This is a genomic window from Asaia sp. W19 (genome assembly GCF_003994335.1).
Lineage (GTDB): Bacteria > Pseudomonadota > Alphaproteobacteria > Acetobacterales > Acetobacteraceae > Asaia.
On sequence record NZ_PNQZ01000025.1, the window covers coordinates 12,242 to 26,708 of the forward strand.

Consider the following 14,467-nt stretch of genomic DNA (forward strand, 5'->3'; position numbering starts at 1 on the left):
ACAGCTGACCCAGCGTTGAGTGCCGAAACGCTTACTCTGCCGTCTGTTCGGGAGCCGGCGAGGAGTTCAGCGTGATGTAGCGCTGGATACCGACCTGCTTGATCAGGTCGAACTGGCGATCAATGAAGTCCTCATGCTCTTCCTCGTTGGCGAGGATGCGGATCAGCAGATCACGCGACACGTAGTCACGCACGCTTTCGCAATAAGCGATGCCTTCGCGCAGATCAGCCAGAGCCTTCTCTTCAAGCTTGAGATCGCAGGCCAGGATTTCCTCGACGCTCTCGCCGATCAGGATCTGGTTCAGGCGCTGCACGTTCGGCAGGCCGCCCAGATACAGGATGCGCTCGATCAGCCAGTCGGCATGACGCATCTCTTCGATGGACTCGTCATATTCCTTCTTGCCGAGCTTGGTCACGCCCCAGTGGTTCAGCGTGCGCGCATGCAGGAAGTACTGGTTGATGGCGGTCAGTTCGTTCGTCAGCTGAATGTTCAGATGCTCGACGACTTTCGGGTCCTTCAGCATGGAATGCTCCTTTCTCTGTCCTGTGGCGATGGGGCAGCACAAGGCTGTCCCTGACAGGCTGTGTGCAGTCCTTCAAGCATGGAAAAGATATCGGTGCAACAGAAATAACTTTGATGATAATAAAAGTATCGGTGTTGAGAATGACTCTCTTTATTTCTACAGAATCAATAAACGAAGTTGATTTTCAGTCGCAACAACATCCCATATTCTGACTCTGCCTCTCAAACGCAAAACGCCCCGCACGAGGCGGGGCGTTTTAAGGAGCACATGCGAGGCGCGCCCACTATTGGGCCTGACAGGGCAGGCTTGTATCAAGGGGAGGGCGGAAAGATCAGTAGCGCTTGCGCGAAGAGCCCTTGCCGTTGCCGACATTGCTGCCCTTGCGGAAGGACGGACGATCCCCGCCCCGGTCACCACCGCGCTCGCCGCGATCCCCGCCACGGTCGCCACCGCGATCCCCACGGAAACCCCCCTTGCCACGGGGCGCAAAGCCCCCTTCACGCGGGCGGCGCGGTCCACGCGGCGGAGCGGACGGGCCGGTCGGTGCCGAAGCGGGTTCGATCTTTGCTTCGTCAGCATCCGCACCTGCCACGCAGGACCGGAAACGCTCGGCGCTATCGGGAGCGATTTCGAACAGGGTGTGCTCCACATCGATATGGATCGCCCCGATCTCGCTCTTGGTCACGCCGCCCAGACGGCAGATCAGAGGCACGAGCCATTTCGGGTCGGCACGTTCGTTACGTCCGATGGCGAGGCTGAACCACTCACCCCCGAGACGGTCCACGCGGCCGGTGAATTCACGCGGAGCGCGATCGTCACGGGTGCCACGCGCCGAGGCATCAACGCTGACAGGGCGAATGGACTCGACGCTTGGCAGACGACTCTTGTAGAGGCGGACCAGAGCGGTCGCGAGCTGATGAGCGTCATGGACATCGGCAAGCTGCGACGCCAGCGCGTCTTCATTCGCCTGTGAAGGCGCGAAGAGCGTCTCGTCTTCCATGAGGCGCTTCGCATCCTGCTCCAGAATTGCGTCAGCCGAGGGAACGCTCTCCCACTCGGCATTGCTGATCTTGGCGTAGGAGAGCAGACGCTCTGCCTTGCGACGCTGATTGACCGGTACCATCACCACGCAGGTGCCCTTGCGTCCGGCGCGGCCCGTACGGCCCGAACGGTGCAGCAGGGTTGCGGCCTCGCTCGGCATATTGGCGTGGATGACCAGAGAAAGAGCCGGAATATCGATGCCGCGAGCGGCTACGTCGGTCGCCACGCATACGCGGGCAACACCCGAACGCAGGGCCTCGATGGCGCGCGAGCGTTCGTTCTGACCCATCTCGCCCGAAATTGCGACCGAGGCAAAGCCGCGCTCGACCAGGGCTGCCTGCACCTGCGCGACCATGGCGCGCGTGTTGCAGAACAGCATGGCCGTGGGGCTCTCGTAGTAACGCAGTACGTTCACGATCCCGCGGCCGATATCATTGGGCGACGTCAGTACACATTTATAAGTGATGTCGTCATGCTGTTTGCTGGTTGATACCGTGTTGATCCGCTCAGCGTTCTTTTGAAAACGACGTGCCAGATTGGCGATTTCCTTGGCAATGGTCGCCGAGAAAAGCAGCGTGCGACGCTCTTTGGGAGCGGCGTCCAGAAGCTGCTCCAGCTCTTCGCGGAAGCCAAGATCGAGCATCTCGTCGGCTTCGTCGAGAACCACGACGCGCAGATCCGACAGGTTCAGGGCGCCGCGCGACAGATGGTCGCACAGACGGCCCGGTGTCCCCACCACGATATGCGCACCGTTGGACAGGTTGCGTGCTTCGCGGCGCGCATCCGTACCACCGATGCAGCTCACGATCCGCGCGCCTGTCTCGGCATAAAGCCACTGCAATTCGCTCTGCACCTGAAGCGCGAGTTCACGCGTCGGGGCGATCACCAGAGCCAGAGGGCTGTTCGCGGGGGGGAGGCGCTCACTACCCTCGGGAATGAGGGTCGGGGCGAAGGCAAGACCAAAAGCGACCGTCTTGCCCGATCCCGTCTGCGCTGAAACGAGCAGATCGCGTGTCTCCAGCCCCGGCTGCAACACAGCTTCCTGCACGGCGGTCGGTGTTTCATATCCGCGTGCCGCCAGAGCGCGACTGAGAGACGGGACGGTATCGGGAAAGGGCATGCGGTTCGGACTCGATCAGGACTATGCGAAGGGGGAACGCCGTAACAGGAATGCGCTGTCCGAGCGTGGCTCGCGGCGTAAGGAAGGCGGTCAATAAAGAATATGCGAGCCGAAATCTAGGATTAAACGGCAGAGCTGCCGAAAAGGCTTCTCTCCTGGATGTGACTCGTGTCTGCCCCAATATATGGGATTGTCGACATGATTTGAAGCGATCACGGCCATGCCTTGCCTAAATTTCGGGTAAGACGCGGGGCATGATTGCAGCTTATCTTGCCCGACAGAACGCGGCGCTCGCGCGTTGGCGGGGGCGTCCCCGGCCTTTTTCGTGGCTCTTCGCCCCAAGCATGAATGCGGTCGAGTTTGCTCTGCGCAACACCATCGCATCGCTCGTCGCCCTCGGTATTGCTTTCTGGATGGAACTGGGCGAGCCGCAATGGGCGGCCATGACCGTCTGGATCACCGCCCAGGGCTCACGCGGGGAGAGTCTGTCCAAGGGGCGGTGGCGCCTCGTCGGAACGGTACTGGGGATGGTGGGCGCGGTCACGCTCGTCTCAGCCTTCCCGCAGGCACCCTGGCTGTTCATTCCGGCCCTTGGGCTCTGGGCGGGGCTCTGTACCGGTCTCGCGACATTATTCCAAAATTTCCGAGCCTATGCGTTTGTGCTGGCGGCTTATACCTGCGCCATCATTGCGACCGGAGCGCTGAACGTCCCCGATCATGTGTTCGAAATCGCCATGGCGCGCGGAACCTACATCTTTCTCGGTGTAGTGTGCGAGATGGTGGCCGGGTTGGTATTTTCGGCCTCGCTCGCGGTCAAGGCGCGCCGCACCATGAAAGCCTGGCTGAACGAGGCAATAGGCGCCGCCTCTCATCTTATCGGCGATGTGCTCGATGGCGCCGCCCCGCCGGAGGCAGCCATACGAGCCGTTTTCAGCAGGACGCTGAAACTCAACGAGCAGCTTGAATTTACGGTGGTCGAGGTGGGGCGCAGTGATCATGCGATCGCCTGCGCCTATGCCACGATCGGCATTCTCTCGAAGATTGTCTCACGCGGCCTCGGTATGCAGGCGCGTCTTTCGACAGCGTCCGCGATCTCGCCCGCCACCCTGACCGATCTGCATGAGGCGGCGTCATTCATCCGGTCCCTGCCGACGAGGCTGAAAGACAAGACGATGAGAGCCGCGTTGCGAGCAGAGCTCACGCAACTAAGAGCGCGTTTCGATGGCGCTTCTCGTCTGGCCAATGAGTCTTCCGAAACCCGGCTTCGCCCGGAGGAGATCCAGCGCCGCTCGGCAGAGGACAGGATCATCCTGCATGGCATCAGGCTCATTCTGGAGGAATACACGACTCTGTTGCTTTATCTCGAGGCAGATCCGCGTGAGGCGCTGGCTCCCGCGCGGTTTCGCCTGCGCCGGGTGGTCCATCTTCACGCAGCCTTTCACAACGCCATACGCTCTGCGATTGCGATCTGTCTGGCAGGATTGATCTGGGAGGTGACAGCCTGGCCCCAGGGGGCGTCCTTCATTTCTTTTATCGCGGTTGTGGTCGGTCGCTTCGCCACGACCGATAATACGGTCCTTGTCAGCAACAGGTTTTTCTATGGTGCTTGTCTGGCCGCGCTCGCCTCGATCATTCCCGTATTTTTCGTCATCCCCACAGGGACCGGATTCGAGGCCCTGATTGTCGCGCTTGCGCCCCTCATGTTCATCGGTGGTCTGGCAGCGCGCAATCCCGCCACCGCCACAGCGGCGGGCGCCTATAATACGTTTCTGCCTGCCCTCATCGGTCTCGATAACCACGCGCGCATCGACGAGCTAACCTGGTTCAATGCAACGATCGCGCTTGTTTTGGGCCTTGGCGCCGGAGTGCTGGTCTTTCGTTGTATTCTGCCCTTCAACATTCATCAGCTTTGTGTGCTGCTCCGTCGCCGCGCCCTACACGGGCTGATGCGTATCTGCGCGCCCAGACGCCGAATACCTGCGGAGAATCGCTGGATCGGCCTGATCACCCAGGGGATGGAACGGGTCATCCGCTATGCGGGCGCGCGGCTCACGCCTTTCATGGAGCTCAATCTCCACGGCCTGCTTTCGGTCATGACGTTGGGCCGCAACCTGCTTTTCCTGAGGATGATGGCGCGCCGTCCCGCCCTTCCTTCCGAGCTGGCGGAACTCATCGCCGGGTTCTTTACGGGGCTCGGACCCCATCTTCTGCGCAGCGCGGCGCGCGAGGAGGCGGGCTTCACCCGAAAGATAGAGCAAAGCATCGCGATCTTACGCGATCGCCTGGATACGGTCGGGGAGGAGACGCGCCCCGCCTATTGCGAGGTACTGGGCAGCCTGATGGTGGTCGATCATGAATGGCGCAACAATCAGACCTGGCTGGATGACCGGAGCTTCAGGCGTGCCTTGCAACAGGCGCGGCTGGAGGGCGTCTGACACCTCAACGCTGCCGCACTGATCGAGTTAACACCGAAGTCACAGTGATATGATGCTTTCATAACGAATTAATGTTCCGATTCTTTTGCTTAAAGAGAATATAAATTCCCGGACCGGCAGCATCTTCGCGATGCGGCCCGATTTCACTGGGAGTGGTGAGCGCATCATGAAGATCGGATTTGTTTCTGACAGTCTCGGGAGCTTCTCGCTCGAGGCGGTGCTGGATCAGGCTGTGGCCCTTGGCGTCTCTGGGGTCGAGGTGAACACGGGAGGCTGGTCGCATGCGCCGCATCTCGATCTCGCCCAGCTGCGTCAAAGCCCGGCGGCACGGCGTGAGTTCACGCAGGCATTCGAGCGCAGAGGGCTCGAGATCATCGCTCTCAACGTGAATGGCAATCCGCTTCATCCCGTAGACCATCGTCAGAGCCATGATCTGCACGAGACCATCCGTCTGGCCGGAGATCTCGGAATCACCAAGATCTGCACCATGTCCGGCCTGCCAGAGGGGCGCGAGGGAGATCTGTTGCCCAACTGGGTGGTGAGTTCCTGGCCGCCTGAAGGGCAGGTGGCCAAGGAATGGCAGTTCAGGGAGCGCCTAGTGCCCTACTGGGAAAAGATCTGTGCCATGGCCCCTGATCATGGGGTGACCCAGTTTGCGCTGGAACTTCATGGCGGACAATGGGCCTATAACGTGCCCAATTTCCTGCGTCTGCGCGAGGCGCTTGGTTCGATGATCGGCGCCAATCTCGACCCGTCGCACATGTTCTGGATGGGTGCCGATCCGCTGGCGGCGATCGATGCGCTGGGCGACGCGATCTGCCATGTCCATGCCAAGGATGCGGGCTTCAACGAGGCGAAGCGCAGCGTCACATCCAATCTTGAAAACGGGCCTCTGGGTCTCCCCTCCGACCGGGCATGGTCCTATCTGACGCTGGGTTACGGTCATGACCCGCTCTGGTGGCGTCAGTTCTGCTATCGCCTTCGGATGGTCGGTTATGATGGGTGGCTATCGATCGAGCACGAGGATCCGCTTCTCGATCCGGTGGAAGGGCTTTCCAAATCCGTGGCCCTGCTGCGTGAGATTGCACCCGTCGCGATCGGGGGCTTCACCCAGCAGGAGATCTGAGAGCGTTTCCCCTGGGTGACGGGATCGGCACGCCAGGCTTTGTTCCGCACAGGACATGGCGCGCGGCTCCGTTGCCCGGAGCCGCCGACAGGCTCACGCTGTCAGTTTCTTGCGCCCGATCACGGCATGGACCGTGTCGTTCCACGCGGTCAGGTCTTCGGGCGGGACGACCTCGCCTGTATCGAGATCGGTGAGCCCGGCACGATCGAGAAGCAGCGTGATCAGGCGGGTGCGGTCTGCGGGCTCGAGCGCCTGCCAGAGTGCCACTGCCTTCTGCGGGATGAAATTGTCAGAGAAGGTGACGATGAGCGGGGCACCGGGGCGGAGCAGTCGATTGATCTCCGTGAGAATCGCGACCGGGTCGGTCAAGTAGGCGAAACCATCACAAAGGCAGACCGCATCCAGCGCGGAGTCCGGCAGATCAATACAGGGCTTCTCGTTGATGTCCTGCACCACACGCTGCGTGAGGGATTTGTTTGCGTCCAGCGCGGCCCCGTTCACGTCGAGTCCGATCACCGTGTCATGCGCGGATTCTTCGGGCAGGTGGCTCAGCGTTCCGGCCATCAGATCGAGGATCACCCCCGAAGCGGGCAAGGCGGTCTGGTAGAGCGCTGTCACGGCAGTGCGTGCGCCTGCATCCATCTGGGTCGAGTCGCTACGCCCGGCGTAGAATTCGGGATCGGGGTCATTATTGGCACGGGTGAATGCCGCAGGATGCAGCCCCGACGGGGTATCAGTCATTGGCTCTGTCCTGTCTGGTTCAAAGGAGAATCAGGCAGGGATGCAGGGGCTGCGCCGTGGCGTCAAGGCAGGGCGGGTCAGAGTGCCGCGCCATGCCATTCGAAGGGACCGTTCGATATTCCTGCAATACGCGCATGGCCATCGAGCGGAATCGATTGCTGGCGCAGCAGGGGCATCAGCGTTTCGCAGACGGCGCGATAAGGTGCACGAGCGCAGGGCGCCATGAGTATGACGTCGAAAATGCCGAGCTTTCGATAATCGTTCAGGCGCTGCGCGATCTCTTGCGGGGTCCCGATCAGGGCGGAGGCTGCAATCTGGGTAGGTAGACCCTCATGGATGAGGGTCTCGGCGTCTTCCCAGGCCTCCTCCGTGTTTTCACGCAGGACAATGTCCAGCGCGACGACCGAGCGAGCAGGGTGGTCTGCAATCTGCGAGGGCAGGCAGTGAAGATAAAGCGCCATCGTCTCCGCCAGGGTGCCATCGAAGCGCAGGCGCTCTATCCCGGCATCGGTCCGACGCAGCAGATTATGGCGCGGCGCCTGCTGGCGGAGCCAGTCAATATCTTCATCAGCAACGAGAAGGCTCGACCCTGTCGGCAATTGCGACAGACACGATTTCATGTCCTCCCGGCTCATATCAAGGCACGACCAGATCAGGCGCAGGTGACGTGCGATGGCAGGCGTATCGTGGGAGGTAATGAACATGGGTCAGTTTTCCTGCATCGCGGAAGGCGATGCGTCGGCATGAAAAAAATACGAGATGAAACCGGAGGTTTCCCGTGCCGGACAGGCCCGGACCCTCTATAACTGCGCAAATGATGATCCGGTTTCATAAGATGCAGGGCCTCGGGAATGACTTCGTCATCATCGACAGGCGCCACAAGCATTTCGACGTCCCATTACATACTATGTCCCTGCTGTGCGACCGACGTTTCGGCGTCGGATGTGATCAACTCGTGCTGCTCGATCCCCCTGACCGTGACGGGGCGACTGTCCAGGTGAGGTTCTTCAACCCGGACGGGTCCGAGGCCGGGGCATGCGGGAATGCCTCGCGCTGCGTTGCCGCCCTGCTGGGCGATGCACCGGTGCTTCAGACCCGCGCCGGGTTGCTGCCCAGCTTCATCACGCCCGAGGGGGAAATTGGTGTGGATATGGGGCCACCCGCTCTGGACTGGCAGGATGTGCCCCTGGCCCGCCCCATGGAAACGCTCGAATTACCTCTCTCCGGCAGCCCCGCAGCCTGCTCGATGGGCAATCCGCACGCGACTTTTTTCGACGGAATGGAGCGCGCCGAACGCGATGGCGCGGCGCTCGAACGCGACCCTCTCTTTCCGGAGCGCGCCAATATCGGCTGTGCCGAGATCGTGGCACGCGATCATATCAGGTTGCGTGTCTGGGAGCGCGGGGCGGGACTGACCCTCGCTTGCGGCTCGGGCGCCTGCGCAGCTGTGGTCAACGGGGTGCGTCGCAGCCTCCTGGACCGCGAATGCCGGGTGGAAATGGATGGCGGGTCCCTGCGTATCCATTGGCGCGAGGCGGATAATCATGTGCTGATGATCGGCCCTGCCACCCACGTGTTCGAAGGGCTTTGGCCGACTGTCTCGATAGAGGGGGCGAAGCCAGGCGTATGAGCGGCGCGCGGCTTCTGACCTTTGGCTGTCGCCTCAATTTGCATGAGAGCGAACGCATGCAAGCCCTGACAGCTCACCTGGATGATGTGGTGGTGGTCAATACCTGCGCCGTAACCACCAGTGCGGAGCGTCAGGCGCGGCAGGCCATACGCAAATCCCACAGGGAAAACCCGGACAAACGCATTGTGGTGACCGGTTGCGCTGCCCAGATTGCGCCGGAGAACTGGCGTGGCCTTCCGGGTGTGGCGCAGGTCATGGGCAATACGGAGAAGCTCAAGGCGGCGAGCTGGACCCGGGACGCGCTGCGCCGTGAGAGCGTCATTGCCGACATCATGGATACTGCTCCCGTGCCAGCCTCTTCCGTGGTCGAGACAGGCGGCCATGTGCGGGCGCTGTTGCAGGTTCAGCAAGGCTGCGATCACCGCTGCACCTTCTGCATCATCCCCTATGGGCGCGGTCGATCCCGCTCCGTACCCGTCAGCGAGGTTATCGAGCGCGCGCGTGGGCTCGTGGAGGCCGGACACCATGAAATCGTTCTGACCGGTGTCGATATTGCATCATGGGGGCGTGATCTCGATGGAACACCCGCGCTCGGGACCTTGTGCCGGGCGGTGTTGCAGGCAGTGCCGGAGCTTCCGCGCTTGCGGCTTTCCTCGCTCGACCCGGCCTCTGTCGACCACGATTTGTGGCATCTTCTGGCAGAGGAGCCCCGCTTCCTGCCGCATCTGCATCTCTCACTCCAGGCTGCGAGCGATCTCGTGCTCAAACGCATGAAGCGACGTCATTCCGTACGGGATGCGGCGGATCTCATCAGGCGCGCCCGCTCCCTGCGCCCCGATATCGCCATCGGTGCGGACCTGATTGCCGGTTTTCCGACCGAGACGGACGAGCAGGCTCAGGAGACGCTGGATTTCGTCACGGCCCATCGCCTGCCTTATCTGCATGTCTTTCCCTATAGCGAGCGTCCCGGTACTCCGGCGGCACGCATGCCCAGTGTGCCGAATGCCAGGCGTCAGGCCCGTGCGGCGGCCTTGCGGGCGGTCGGAGAGACCAATCGGCAGGCCTATTGGCTGGGAATGATCGGTCAGCCTCTCGACGTTCTGATGGAGGGGGCGGAGCGCGGCCACTCCGCGCATTTCATCCCTGTGCGCCTGAAGGGCGGCCAGGCACAGCGAGGGCAACGCCTGACCCTGAAAGCGCGTACTCTTGACGAAGCAGGGCTGGTAGCAGAGATCAACTGACATGGCCGGATTTTTCTCACGTCTGAAACAGGGGCTGACGCGCTCGACGCAGAAGCTGAATGCTGCTCTCACCCATCGCTATCTCGATGAGACGGCGCTGGAGGAGCTCGAAGACGAGCTGATCGCTGCCGATCTGGGTCCATCGGTGGCTGGACGTGTGATCGAGGAGTTCCGCAGCTCTCGCTTCGGGCGCAACGTGACGACCGAGGAAATCCAGGAAGCCCTTGCGACGGAAATCGCGCGTGTGCTCGAGCCCGTGGCCCAGCCCTTCGAACTCAAGACCGAGCACAAGCCTCATGTGGTGCTGGTTGTGGGCGTCAATGGCGTAGGCAAGACCACCACCATCGGCAAAATGGCCAAGTGGTTCCGTGATCAGGGTCGCTCTGTCATGATGGTGGCGGGCGATACCTTTCGCGCGGCGGCCGTCGAGCAGTTGCAGGTCTGGGGCGAACGCACGGGCGCACCTGTCATCGCAGGCAAGCCGGGTGGCGATGCGGCAGGGCTGGCCTATGAGGGCATCAAACAGGCGCGCGAATCCGGCACGGATCTGCTTTTCGTCGATACGGCCGGGCGTCTGCATAACAAGGGCGCGCTCATGGAAGAGCTCGCCAAGATCATCCGCGTGATGAAGAAATTCGACGAGACGGCGCCGCATTCGGTCCTGCTGGTTCTTGATGCGACGACCGGGCAGAATGCGATGGAGCAGGTGCGTGTGTTCCGTGAACTGGTCAATGTGACCGGTCTGATCGTCACCAAGCTCGACGGTTCGGCGCGTGGCGGGATCGTGGTCGCGCTGGCTGACGCGTTCAAGCTGCCCGTGCATCTTGTGGGTGTGGGTGAGCAGGTGGAAGACCTGCGCCCCTTCTCGGCGCGGGATTACGCTCGTGGTCTTGTGGGTGGGACCGGCGGCGATCTGACGCGGCATCTTGTCGATGAGCCGCAAGACCCGCCCGAACTGGGCTGACCAGCCGGGCTTGCCTGCCTTGTAACGGTGAGACGGGACATATTTATGGCCTTCATGGACGCGGTCGCCCAGGTGGCGGCTCTCGCGAGCCCGACAGGAGCGCGGCACAGGGCCTTTTTCATTAATCGTTAAAAGAGCCGGAGGAGCCGGAAGAAGCATTGCGTGCGCTTGCTTCACTGCTTTGGCGGCACATTTGGGGCAGACGGCCCGAGAATTGTGTCTTTTACGCAACGACTATCTGGATAGAAATGTCAGAATTGACGTTAATTTGACGAATTAACGCTAATTCAAATTATTTTTAAAGTTCGACACAAAGCAGCAATATTAAGTCGCACTCATCTTTTTCTCGTTATGCCAGCGTTACGTTTCGATTAAATGTCGTTACGTATGGAGCGTGTGAACGATGGCGTTGAGCCTGCGCAGATCTTTTCTTTTGACGTTTACGGCCGTTGCCGGCCTGTCCGCCTCTGGTTTCCTTTCCGCCTCGGCTGCAAGCGTTCCCATGGACGCCACCGCCACCAAGAAGAAGACCGTGGTCAAGACCAAGGACGCCTCGCCCAAATCCGAGACCATCATGGTCACGGGGTCTTATCTGCGCAGTTCCAACAACAGTTCTGCCAACCCGGTCCAGGTCATCACGGCCAAACAGATCCAGCAGACCTCGGCCATTTCGCTCGGCGATTATCTTCAGCGACTGCCGTCGATCGGCTCTTCAGGTACGCCGAACCAGCAGACCAATGGCGGCGGTGGCGTGAGCTGCACCGATATCCGTAATTTCGGCTCCAAGCGTGTACTGATCCTGATCGACGGCAAGCGTACGGCGATCAACGCGGCCACGTCCTGCGTCGATCTGAACACGATCCCTGTTGAGGAGATCGCGAGCGTCGAAATGCTCAAGGATGGCGGCTCGGAGCTCTACGGCGCCGATGCCGTCTCGGGCGTGATCAATATCAAGCTGCGCCATGATGTGACCAAGGCCACCATCACCATGCGCGGCGGTATCTCGCAATATGGCGACGCCAAGACCGGTTTGCTCTCGGCCATGAAAGGCTTCAATTTCGATCATGGCCGCGGCAATGTCACGCTATTCGGCCAGTACAATACCTCCGGCGGAATCATGAGCCAGGATCGCGCCTGGGCGGCTAACCCACAGCAGACCAATCCGGTCACCGGTACGCCGGTCTATGGCTCATCCATCATCCCGGCTGGCCGCGTGACCAACCCGATCACGGGCGCCAATCTGGTATCGAATGGCGACGGCACTTTCCATCGCTACAGCAATGCTGATCGCTATAATTTCGCCAAAGATACAATGGTGCAGAATTATAATCAGAACTCGGCGCTGTCTGGCGATGCGCATTATGATGTCGACAGCCATTTCAAGCCCTACGCCAATGTGCGTTACAGCCATACCACCACGGCGCGCCAGATGGCTGCGGCCCCTGTCTCGGGTGGCATCAAGCCGTCTCCGCTTCTGTCGTCCTGGACGATTCCGGCGGGTAGCCCCTATAATATCTGGGGACGTGACGCGATCATGTCGCGCCGCATGAACGATCTCGGCCCGCGCAAGATGGATTATGCGACCGATACCTGGACCGTGATTGGTGGCGCCAAGGGCAAGATCTGGCGTGGCTGGGACTACGACGCCTCCATGACCTACGGTCAAAGCCAGTACACGGCCAATACCCAGAACATGGGCAATTACCGTCATCTGCTTCAAATGACAGGCGTCCGCCAGCTCGATCCGACCAACCCTGCGAGCAAGATCGTCTATGATCCGACGGTCTGTACCAGTCAGCCGGGCTGCGTTCTTTCCAACCCGCTCGCGCCGCTTTCCCCTGCAGCTGCTGAGTACGGCAAGTTCACACAGCACGATCACGCCATGTATCAGCTGCGCGACTTCAATCTGCGCATCAATAACAGCAATGTGGCGAAGATGCCTTGGCAGCATGGCGGCGATCTGGGCATTGCCTTCGGCATGGAGCATCGCAGCGAGCAGCTGAGCAGCAAGCCTGATCCAATCGTCATTGCTGGCGACTCCACGGGAAATGCCACCAGCTATACGGGTGGCGGCTTCAACGTGAATGAGGTCTACGCAGAAGGGCAGATTCCCCTGCTGCAGAATGCGTTTCTGGCCAAGGATCTGACGATCGACGGCCAGGGGCGGTGGTCCGATTACAATACCTTTGGTTCGACCAAGAACTGGAAAGTATCGATCAATTGGGCCCCGGTGCGCGATATCCGCTTCCGGGCCACGCTCGGTACGTCCTATCGCCAGCCGAACGTCTATGAGCTTTATGGCGGCCAGCAACTGGGTTATCCGTCTGCTGTCGATCCCTGTGCATCGCTCTCGAATTACGGAGGCGCACAGGCGGCTGCCGTTCTCGCGCGCTGCAACGCGCAGGGCATCAACCCCGCTACATTCGTGTCCCAGAACACGAGCCAGGTTCCCACCGTCTCCGGCGGTAACGTGAAGCTGCAGCCGGAAAGCGGACGGACCTACACGATTGGCACTGTCGTGACGCCGCGTTGGGTTCCGGGGCTGTCAGCATCGGTGACCTACTGGCATTACTCGCTCAATAATACCATCGGCACTCTGACCACCCAGTATATTCTTGATCAGTGCTATACAGGTGCGGATACGAGCCAGTGTGGTGCCATCGCGGCGCGCTCGGTTTCCCAGCAGTTGACTTCGGTCAGCGCCATCTATCAGAATCTGGGCGGTATCCGGACCAGCGGTATCGATTTCGATCTGGACTATCATGTACGTCTGACGCCGCATGACGGGCTTACCATCTCGAACAACATGCAGCAGCTCGTCAGCTATCTGCAACAGAACGTGCCGAATGGGCAGTGGTACAACTATACTGGCCGCCTGTTCTATCAAGGTGGGAGCGGTCAGCCGCGTGTCAGTGACTACGCTCAGGCGACGTGGCAGCATGACGATTTCAGCTTCACCTATATGATGCGTTATATTGGTGGCATGGTCTGGAACAACGGTGTGACTGACGTGACCCCCAAGACGGGTGGTCAGTACAAGACGCCGGGTATCTTCACCCATGATATCACACTCGGATACCGCCTCAATCGCTGGAATTTTGAGGCCGGTGTGAGCAATCTGTTCGACAAGAAGCCACCTTTTGTCATGGATACCTCGACCAATACGAATATCTACCAGTACGGCAGCCTGATCGTCGGCCGCTACGCGTTCCTTCAGGCCGGGATCAGCTTCTGATCACAGAGGGAGACGCGGGTCAGGGCACTTTTTGCGCAGTGCCTTGATCCGCTCGCTCAGCGTTGGTGTCGAAGCCAGCGCGAGGCGAAACATCTGTCACTTCTTCCTGGAGAAGAGACATTCGACGAAGGCCGCGATTGCCGTTTTCAGTCGTCTCGGTTTGCCGACCCGTTCGGTCATTTCCGTAAAATCACGCACATACGCTGATACCTGGAGATAGGCGGGTGAAACGCTGGGTAGCCGAACTCCTGCATCCGGCAACCAGCGGGGCTCTGGACTGAGGCTTCGCCTCTGAGGGCACGCCTTGGACAGACCTCAGGATTCAGGCGCGTGATCCCCTTGCAACACAACAGCTTCCGCCTTCGGGTGAGTAGGGAACGGCCCGCTTTCATCACGGTTAGGTGATATAAG

The 14,467-nt window shown here is 60.5% G+C and carries 10 protein-coding genes; 6 read left to right on the forward strand and 4 right to left on the reverse strand.

Annotation, left to right across the window (positions count from 1 at the left end):
• Positions 1–31: 31 nt before the first annotated feature.
• Both bfr and C0V97_RS06015 read right to left on the reverse strand, forming a co-directional pair.
• Complete coding sequence (gene bfr, locus C0V97_RS06010) at positions 32–523, reverse strand: bacterioferritin (protein ID WP_025885276.1); 492 nt, start codon at positions 521–523, stop codon at positions 32–34.
• 331 nt (positions 524–854) lie between these two features.
• A complete protein-coding gene (locus C0V97_RS06015) occupies positions 855–2,684 on the reverse strand; it encodes a DEAD/DEAH box helicase (RefSeq protein ID WP_127101698.1) in 1,830 nt (609 codons plus the stop codon).
• 254 nt (positions 2,685–2,938) lie between these two features.
• Here C0V97_RS06015 and C0V97_RS06020 point away from each other — a divergent pair, with 254 nt between their 5' ends.
• The gene (locus tag C0V97_RS06020) at positions 2,939–5,119 is read left to right on the forward strand and encodes an FUSC family protein (RefSeq protein ID WP_127101700.1); all 2,181 of its coding nucleotides are present in this window, start codon (positions 2,939–2,941) and stop codon (positions 5,117–5,119) included.
• A gap of 166 nt (positions 5,120–5,285) precedes the next feature.
• Positions 5,286–6,245 carry a sugar phosphate isomerase/epimerase gene (locus C0V97_RS06025; protein ID WP_127101702.1) on the forward strand — a complete coding sequence of 320 codons (960 nt, stop codon included), beginning with the start codon at positions 5,286–5,288 and terminating at the stop codon, positions 6,243–6,245.
• A gap of 93 nt (positions 6,246–6,338) precedes the next feature.
• Here C0V97_RS06025 and C0V97_RS06030 read toward each other — a convergent pair whose 3' ends face one another.
• Together C0V97_RS06030 and C0V97_RS06035 are read right to left on the reverse strand one after the other, a co-directional pair.
• Positions 6,339–6,986, reverse strand: coding sequence for a class I SAM-dependent methyltransferase (locus tag C0V97_RS06030; RefSeq protein ID WP_127101704.1), 648 nt, complete (start codon positions 6,984–6,986; stop codon positions 6,339–6,341).
• 77 nt (positions 6,987–7,063) lie between these two features.
• Positions 7,064–7,690 (reverse strand): hypothetical protein, encoded by a 627-nt coding sequence (locus C0V97_RS06035; RefSeq protein WP_127101706.1) that lies wholly within the window; start codon positions 7,688–7,690, stop codon positions 7,064–7,066.
• 110 nt (positions 7,691–7,800) lie between these two features.
• Between C0V97_RS06035 and dapF the strand changes: the two genes are divergently transcribed.
• The 4 genes from dapF to C0V97_RS06055 all read left to right on the forward strand — a co-directional run bounded on the left by dapF (position 7,801) and on the right by C0V97_RS06055 (position 14,056).
• On the forward strand, positions 7,801–8,616 hold the full coding sequence (gene dapF, locus C0V97_RS06040; protein WP_127101708.1) for a diaminopimelate epimerase: 816 nt from the start codon (positions 7,801–7,803) through the stop codon (positions 8,614–8,616).
• Positions 8,613–9,857, forward strand: coding sequence for a tRNA (N(6)-L-threonylcarbamoyladenosine(37)-C(2))-methylthiotransferase MtaB (gene mtaB, locus C0V97_RS06045; RefSeq protein ID WP_127101710.1), 1,245 nt, complete (start codon positions 8,613–8,615; stop codon positions 9,855–9,857). Before dapF ends, mtaB begins: the two co-directional genes overlap by 4 nt.
• 1 nt (position 9,858) lies before the next feature.
• Positions 9,859–10,821 carry a signal recognition particle-docking protein FtsY gene (ftsY, locus tag C0V97_RS06050; RefSeq protein WP_127101712.1) on the forward strand — a complete coding sequence of 321 codons (963 nt, stop codon included), beginning with the start codon at positions 9,859–9,861 and terminating at the stop codon, positions 10,819–10,821.
• A gap of 502 nt (positions 10,822–11,323) precedes the next feature.
• On the forward strand, positions 11,324–14,056 hold the full coding sequence (locus tag C0V97_RS06055) for a TonB-dependent receptor domain-containing protein (protein WP_233582005.1): 2,733 nt from the start codon (positions 11,324–11,326) through the stop codon (positions 14,054–14,056).
• The last annotated feature ends 411 nt before the right edge of the window (positions 14,057–14,467 follow it).